General features: G+C 64.0%; 9 protein-coding genes. 3 read left to right on the top strand and 6 right to left on the bottom strand.

What is annotated here, in order from left to right; genetic code table 11:
- The first annotated feature begins 189 nt into the window (after nucleotides 1-189).
- On the top strand, nucleotides 190-1,224 hold the full coding sequence (locus U1R88_RS33895; protein WP_322435281.1) for an aspartate-semialdehyde dehydrogenase: 1,035 nt from the start codon (nucleotides 190-192) through the stop codon (nucleotides 1,222-1,224).
- A gap of 166 nt (nucleotides 1,225-1,390) precedes the next feature.
- Complete coding sequence (locus tag U1R88_RS33890) at nucleotides 1,391-2,293, top strand: DMT family transporter (protein WP_322435280.1); 903 nt, start codon at nucleotides 1,391-1,393, stop codon at nucleotides 2,291-2,293.
- A 45-nt stretch (nucleotides 2,294-2,338) separates the two neighbouring features.
- On the opposite strand, the gene U1R88_RS33885 is transcribed toward U1R88_RS33890, so the two are convergent.
- Nucleotides 2,339-2,629: a DUF1330 domain-containing protein gene (locus U1R88_RS33885; protein ID WP_322435279.1), complete on the bottom strand. Its 291-nt coding sequence runs from the start codon at nucleotides 2,627-2,629 to the stop codon at nucleotides 2,339-2,341.
- A 63-nt stretch (nucleotides 2,630-2,692) separates the two neighbouring features.
- On the opposite strand from U1R88_RS33885, the gene U1R88_RS33880 reads away from it, so the two are divergent.
- On the top strand, nucleotides 2,693-3,145 hold the full coding sequence (locus tag U1R88_RS33880; protein WP_322435278.1) for a MarR family winged helix-turn-helix transcriptional regulator: 453 nt from the start codon (nucleotides 2,693-2,695) through the stop codon (nucleotides 3,143-3,145).
- Between the two features lie 9 nt (nucleotides 3,146-3,154).
- Here U1R88_RS33880 and U1R88_RS33875 read toward each other — a convergent pair whose 3' ends face one another.
- From U1R88_RS33875 to U1R88_RS33855, 5 genes are all read right to left on the bottom strand, one after another.
- Nucleotides 3,155-3,694, bottom strand: coding sequence for a YbhB/YbcL family Raf kinase inhibitor-like protein (locus U1R88_RS33875; protein WP_322435277.1), 540 nt, complete (start codon nucleotides 3,692-3,694; stop codon nucleotides 3,155-3,157).
- Nucleotides 3,695-3,728: 34 nt separating this feature from the next.
- On the bottom strand, nucleotides 3,729-4,622 hold the full coding sequence (locus U1R88_RS33870; RefSeq protein WP_322435276.1) for a helix-turn-helix transcriptional regulator: 894 nt from the start codon (nucleotides 4,620-4,622) through the stop codon (nucleotides 3,729-3,731).
- Nucleotides 4,623-4,689: 67 nt separating this feature from the next.
- Nucleotides 4,690-5,322, bottom strand: a complete 633-nt coding sequence (locus U1R88_RS33865; protein WP_322435275.1) for a class I SAM-dependent DNA methyltransferase — start codon at nucleotides 5,320-5,322, stop codon at nucleotides 4,690-4,692.
- Nucleotides 5,323-5,326: 4 nt separating this feature from the next.
- Nucleotides 5,327-5,626, bottom strand: a complete 300-nt coding sequence (locus U1R88_RS33860; protein ID WP_322435274.1) for a hypothetical protein — start codon at nucleotides 5,624-5,626, stop codon at nucleotides 5,327-5,329.
- 26 nt (nucleotides 5,627-5,652) lie between these two features.
- The gene (locus U1R88_RS33855) at nucleotides 5,653-6,054 is read right to left on the bottom strand and encodes a VOC family protein (RefSeq protein ID WP_322435273.1); all 402 of its coding nucleotides are present in this window, start codon (nucleotides 6,052-6,054) and stop codon (nucleotides 5,653-5,655) included.
- Nucleotide 6,055 lies beyond the last annotated feature (1 nt).

Here is a 6,055-nt window from a genome sequence, read left to right as displayed (position 1 = left end):
GAGACCAAGATCGGCGTGCTGCTGGGCTCCATCCTTTCGGCCGTATTCGGCGCAATCTTGCTGCGAACCACGAAACCGGAACATTAAACGTTCAATTGCATGCGGCGGCGCACAATGATATTCCAGCGCGCCGTCCCCATATGGGAACCGGTTGTACATCCGACAATTCACGGAGAAGGACTTAAGACAGTGGGTTACAAGGTCGCCGTCGTGGGCGCCACAGGCAATGTGGGCCGCGAGATGCTGAACATTCTGGCCGAGCGGGCATTCCCCGCCGATGAAGTGGTTGCTCTGGCTTCGCGCCGCAGCCTGGGCACGGAAGTTTCGTATGGCGACAAAACGCTGAAAACGCGGGACTTGGCCACTTATGACTTCTCCGACACCGACATCGCGCTGATGTCGGCCGGCGGTGACGTATCCAAGGAATGGTCGCCGAAGATCGGCGCTCAGGGTTGCGTCGTCATCGACAATTCCTCGGCCTGGCGCTACGACGCCGACGTGCCGCTGATCGTTCCGGAAGTGAACGCCGATGCGGTCGCCGGCTTCTCGAAGAAGAACATCATCGCCAACCCGAACTGCTCCACCGCCCAGCTCGTGGTGGCGCTGAAGCCGCTGCATGAGCGCTTCGGCATCAAGCGGGTCGTCGTCGCCACCTACCAGTCGGTCTCCGGCGCGGGCAAGGAAGGCCTCGACGAGCTCTTCGCCCAGACCAAGGCCATCTATGTCAACGATGCGGTCGAGCCGAAGAAGTTTCCCAAGCGCATCGCTTTCAACGTAATCCCGCACATCGATGTCTTCATGGAGGACGGGTATACGAAGGAAGAATGGAAGATGGTGGCCGAGACCAAGAAGATCCTCGACCCCAAGATCAAGCTGACCGCGACCTGCGTGCGCGTGCCGGTGTTCATCTCCCATTCGGAAGCGGTGAACATCGAGTTCGAGAAGCCGGTGACGGCCGACGAAGCCCGCGACATCCTGCGTTCGGCGCCGGGGTGCCTGGTGATCGACAAGCGCGAGCCCGGCGGCTACATCACGCCCTACGAGGCCTCGGGCGAGGATGCCACCTATATCTCCCGCATCCGCGAGGACATCACGGTGGAGAACGGCCTGGACATGTGGGTTGTCTCCGACAATCTGCGCAAGGGCGCCGCGCTCAACGCCATCCAGATTGCCGAGGTGCTGATCAACCGCAAGCTTCTCCCAGCCAAGAAGAAGGCGGCCTGAAGGTCTGATGTTTGAAAGCCGCCGTTCGGGCAACCGGACGGCGGCTTTTGTTTTTTGAGCAAAGAGCGATTTCTCCGAATCGCACTTCTTCTCTACGTTTTTATTTTGGCGCGTTTTCTTGATCGAAAAGTCTGTCAACTTTTCTGGAAAACGCTTTTGAGCTCCCATGTCCAGCGCCGATTCCGCCGTTCACCGTCCCGCCCTGCCGTCCTCCGTGCTGGCGGCCCTGTTCGTGCCTTTGTGGTCGACGGGATTCATCACGGCGCGGCTGGTGGCCCCTCATGCCGAGCCGCTGACCTTTCTCGGCCTGCGCTTCGTGGCGGCCGGCGTTCTGCTCGGGCTCTATGCGCTTTGGAGCGGCGCCTCCTGGCCCCAGAGCGGCCGGGCCTGGCTGGATGCGCTCGTGGCCGGCCTGCTGATCCACGGCCTCTATCTCGGCGGCGTATTCTGGGCCGTTTCGCATGGCCTGCCCTCGGGCATATCGGCGCTCATCGCCGGCCTGCAGCCCCTGCTCACCGGTCTCCTCTCCAAGCCACTGCTCGGGGAGGAGGTCTCGCGCCGGCGGGCGCTCGGCATCGTCATCGGCGCGGCCGGCGCCGGACTGACCCTCATCCCCAAGCTCGGCGCGACCGGGGATGGCGGCATCCCGCTTGTGCCTCTCCTGGTCTGCCTGGCGGGCATGATGGCGATCACGCTCGGCACCATCTGGCAGAAGCGGCGCGGGCGCGGCGCCGACCTCGCCACCAACACAGCCGTGCAATATGCCGGCGCGATGGTGCCGATCCTCATCGGCGGCCTCCTCACCGAAAGCGGCCAGTTCGACTGGGCCTCCGCCGCCGCCTGGACGGGCCTTGCCTGGTCCATCTTTGGCATGTCGATCGGTGCCATCCTGCTGCTGATGGTGCTGATCAAGCGCGGCGCGGTGGCCCAGGTCGCCGCCCTGCTCTATTTGGTGCCCGGCGTCTCTGCCCTGATGGCCTGGGGCATGTTTGGCGAGGGGCTCACCCCCATCCAGATCGCCGGCCTCGCTATAGCAGCGCTCGGCGTGGCGGTGGCGAACAAGGGATAGCTTCCTCGCTGGCGCATCAAACCGAAGGTGGGACGCGCGGAAGCTTCAGTCGGCTTCGACGACAAACATCCTCGCTTGCTGAGCCTCCCGACGCTCGGCCTTGATCGGCGCATATCTCTCGGAATTGTAGAAGGCTAGCGCCTGGGCCAGGGTTGGAAACTCGAATACGCCAGCCATTGGCAGAGGCTGCTCGTCGCCCTCAAGAACCTGCGCAACGACGCCGAAGTGCAGAATCCGCCCGCCAGCCTCTCGCAACGCTGTCTCAAAGCGAGGAGCAAGCGCGGCCTGCTTGGCTGGGTCCGTCACCCGCAGATTGACATGCACATACGCGGCCATCACACATCTCCAAATAATGTATATACACTATTATGATTACGCCAGGTTGTCGAGGGTGCAGACGTGAGCGGGATTGATCCAGAATTTCTGAGGGGCGTCGCCATCGAATGCCCGGGCTTTCAGGCTCGTGCGACGGCGCGTGCAGTCACGCGTTATTACAACGCCTGCTTCAAGCCGCTCGGGCTGACGGCCGAACAATTCAGCCTCTTGGTCGGGGTTGGAGCGGCCGAGGGCTCGACCCTCATTGACCTGGCAGTCAGTGCTGGCGTCGATGCAACAACGCTGAGCCGAAACGTACGGAACCTGGAGGCGCGAGGTCTGATCAGCGCTGAAGGTGGACGTGGCCGTGCAGGTAAGCGGTTGAACTTGACCCGTTCCGGGCATCGCCTCATGGCAGACGCCTTTCCCTTATGGAAATCGGCAAAAGCGGAGCTGTCCCGCTATATGGGCGATGACCGGCTTCGATCAGCAACCCGCGCAATGGCAGAGTTGGCCGAGGCGGCAGCCTCGGCATAGATCCCGCCCCTACTGTCCGTAGGTCGCGGTAATCGTGGCCGAGGCCAGGGCATTGGCGCGGATCGTGAAGCCGATCATCGCGCCGCTGGCATCGGCAGGCAGGTCGAGCCTGGGCACCTTCAGCGCGGTGATCGTCAGGACATAGCGATGGGCGGGGCCTGGCGGTGGGCAGGCTCCCATGAAGGCGGGCATGCCCGCATCGTTGCGCCCCTGGACCGTCCCCGATGGCAGCGCCTTGCCGTCCCCTGCCCCGGATGGCAGCGATGTCGCGGAGGCCGGGATGTCGTATACGATCCAGTGCCACCAACCCGAGCCCGTCGGTGCATCGGGATCGTAGAGCGTCACCGCATAGCTCCTGGTGCCCTCGGGCGGGTCCTTCCAGCTCAAGGCGGGCGAGACGTTTCCGCCCGAACAGCCGAAGACGTTGGACACCTGCGCCTTGGCGAGGGTCGCTCCCTCGCTGATATCGGCGCTGGTCAATTCAAAAGCTGCGACAGGCTGGGTTGCGGTCAATCCCAGCGCCACGGCGCCAGACAGGATGTATTTCATGGTTGAACTTCCTTCGTTCAAGGAAGCGATCCTGTCATCCCGTTAGCATCACGGCAGCGCCATCCAGCTCGAATTTCGTGCCGTTTCGATCAAAGTCGCGATGATGCCCCCTGATCTCGCTGGGTGCGAAACCAAAGCGATTGCGAAATCGTACGGAAAATCGTGACGCTGAGTCATAGCCGACCTCGAGAGCGATCCGCGTAACCGGCTGGTCCGTCGACTGCAGCAGGTAGAGCGCAGCCGTCATGCGGACATCGATGAGCAGGTCGGTGAAGCTGGTGCCGCACTCGGCGAGATGCCGCCGCAGGCTCGGCTCGCTCATGCCGATGGACGCGGCAACCGCAGCCGCACGCCATAAACGGGCCGGCTCGGCCACCAGCTTCCGGCGCAGGCGCGCCACAAGATCGTTGCTGCCACGCAGTTCGAAACGATACCCGAACCCATCCAGCCAGAGCAGTATCTCGCGGACACGCGCCGCGGCCACCGCTTCGGGCAAAGTCTCCCGCTCCGCGATAGCCCGCGCCGCAACATCGCAAGCGTGCCGGAACGCCGGCGATGGACCAACAAGGACCTCGATCCGGCGCAGGGGCGGGAGATTGGCGACCCGCAGGTCCTGAAAGAGAGCCGGTGCGAAATTCAGGGCGACGGCGCGATAGGGGCCGTCGGCGGCCGGCTGGTTGATCACGTCGAAGTCGCAGCCATCGGGCACCAGCACGATCTGGCCGGCGGAGGCCGTCAGTTCGACACCTTCGCTCCGGATGATTTTGCGTCCACTTTCGACAAGTACCAGGCCGGGCCCATCGGAAGCGAGCCTGCGACACAGCAGCGAGGCGTGCTGCACGACCTCCGCCGCGCTGCCGATGCCCGGCCACGAACGGATCGTCCGGCCCAAGGCCAGATCGCCCGTGGAGATATCGCTTTTGCTCACCCTCTTGGCCTCGCATCAGAGCTGCGGCGACTGTCCGGGAGCGCTACCGCGAAAGGCAAGCACCACTTCAGGCAAGCCGGGCGACCCAAATCGTCGCCCCTCCGCAATCGGGATCTTCCACCACATGCGAGACGATATCAAAGCCGTCGGTTTCCAGCAGCCGGCGGTATTCCTGCGGATCCAGGCTGCCGTGGTAGAGCGGCTCGCCCTGGAAGGAGCCGATTGCCTCGCCATGCTCGCTGCCGCTGGTGAAGATCAGCACCGAATGATGTCTCGCATGCCGACGGAAGGTCGCGAACATGCTTCGCTGGTCTGCCGGCGGGAGATGGAAGAAGCTGTTCCAGGCGATGATGCCGTCGAAGGTCCGCCCGAGTTCCAGGGTTCGCATGTCCCCGACCAGCCAGTCATGACCTGGAAAGCGCGCCTTGCAGAGCCCGACCAGGGAGGGAGCGGCATCCACGCCGGTCACCCGATGCCCTCGTTCGACGCAATGGCGGGCGATCGGTTCACCGGCTCCGCAGCCGATATCGAGGATCGATGCCTGCCCGGCCGGCAGAAGCGCCAGGAACTGATCGAACCAGGTCGCCTCTAGGAAATGCCGGCGCCGCAGTTCGTCCCAAGCGCCGGCATGGGCCTCATAGAGGCCCGCGACACGGTCTGCGAGGTCACCTGCTCCCTGCCCGCCCGGCGCAGGCGCCATGCCTTCAGCCGCCCTGGTAGATATAGTAGCGTACGCCGTTGCCCGGATCGACGAAGCTGGTCCTGGTGCGGTCGCGCACCTTCTGCCCCGCCGTGAAGCGGCGGCAGCGTCCATCCGCCATGTGGTTGTCGAACTCGCGCTGGAATTGCTCCCCGGAGGCATGCAGCGCGCCGACATGCTGCTGCGTGCGGCAAGCCACGATGGGCCGCTCCAGCGACCGTGTCACCGACTCCACCTTCGGCGGCGTGGTGGAGCAGGCGCCCAGCATGGCGAGCGGGGCAAAGAGCGTGCACAGACGGAGCATCGGGGATCCTTGAGCGAATGGGAGGCTTATTGCTCCGCGAACGCATCATGGCAACACACGCAAAGCTTGTTGCCGTCGGGATCGCGGAAATAGGCGCCGTAATAGTGGTCATGATACTCGGGCCGTAGTCCAGGCGCACCCTCGTCCGTACCACCATGGTTAAGGGCTGCTTGCCAGGCTCGCGCCACGGCGGTCCGGTCGGCGGCCAAAAGGGCGATCATCGGACCATTACCGGGCGTCGGAGCCTGCCCGTCGAAGGGCCGGCCGATCAGGAAGATCGGGCGCGGAACACCAGGCCTGACCCAACCCGCCCACGGCCGTTCGTCCTCGCGAAAGCGCGGGACCAGCCCGACTTCCCCGAATACGGCCTCGTAGAAGCGGAAGGCCCTTTCGAAATCGCCGACGCCGATGAAAGTGTGCGAGATCACC

It is taken from the genome of Labrys sedimenti (genome assembly GCF_034424805.1).
Taxonomy (GTDB): domain Bacteria; phylum Pseudomonadota; class Alphaproteobacteria; order Rhizobiales; family Labraceae; genus Labrys; species Labrys sedimenti.
The sequence above is the reverse complement of the archived record's forward strand: the minus strand, read 5'-3'. Positions and strand labels throughout refer to the sequence as shown.

Coding starts and splice junctions, on each gene's coding strand:
- U1R88_RS33890 (WP_322435280.1), top strand. CDS start 1,391: ATGTCCAGCGCCGATTCCGCCGTTCACCGTCCCGCCCTGCCGTCCTCC.
- U1R88_RS33885 (WP_322435279.1), bottom strand. CDS start 2,629: ATGGCCGCGTATGTGCATGTCAATCTGCGGGTGACGGACCCAGCCAAG.
- U1R88_RS33865 (WP_322435275.1), bottom strand. CDS start 5,322: ATGGCGCCTGCGCCGGGCGGGCAGGGAGCAGGTGACCTCGCAGACCGT.
- U1R88_RS33860 (WP_322435274.1), bottom strand. CDS start 5,626: ATGCTCCGTCTGTGCACGCTCTTTGCCCCGCTCGCCATGCTGGGCGCC.
- U1R88_RS33875 (WP_322435277.1), bottom strand. CDS start 3,694: ATGAAATACATCCTGTCTGGCGCCGTGGCGCTGGGATTGACCGCAACC.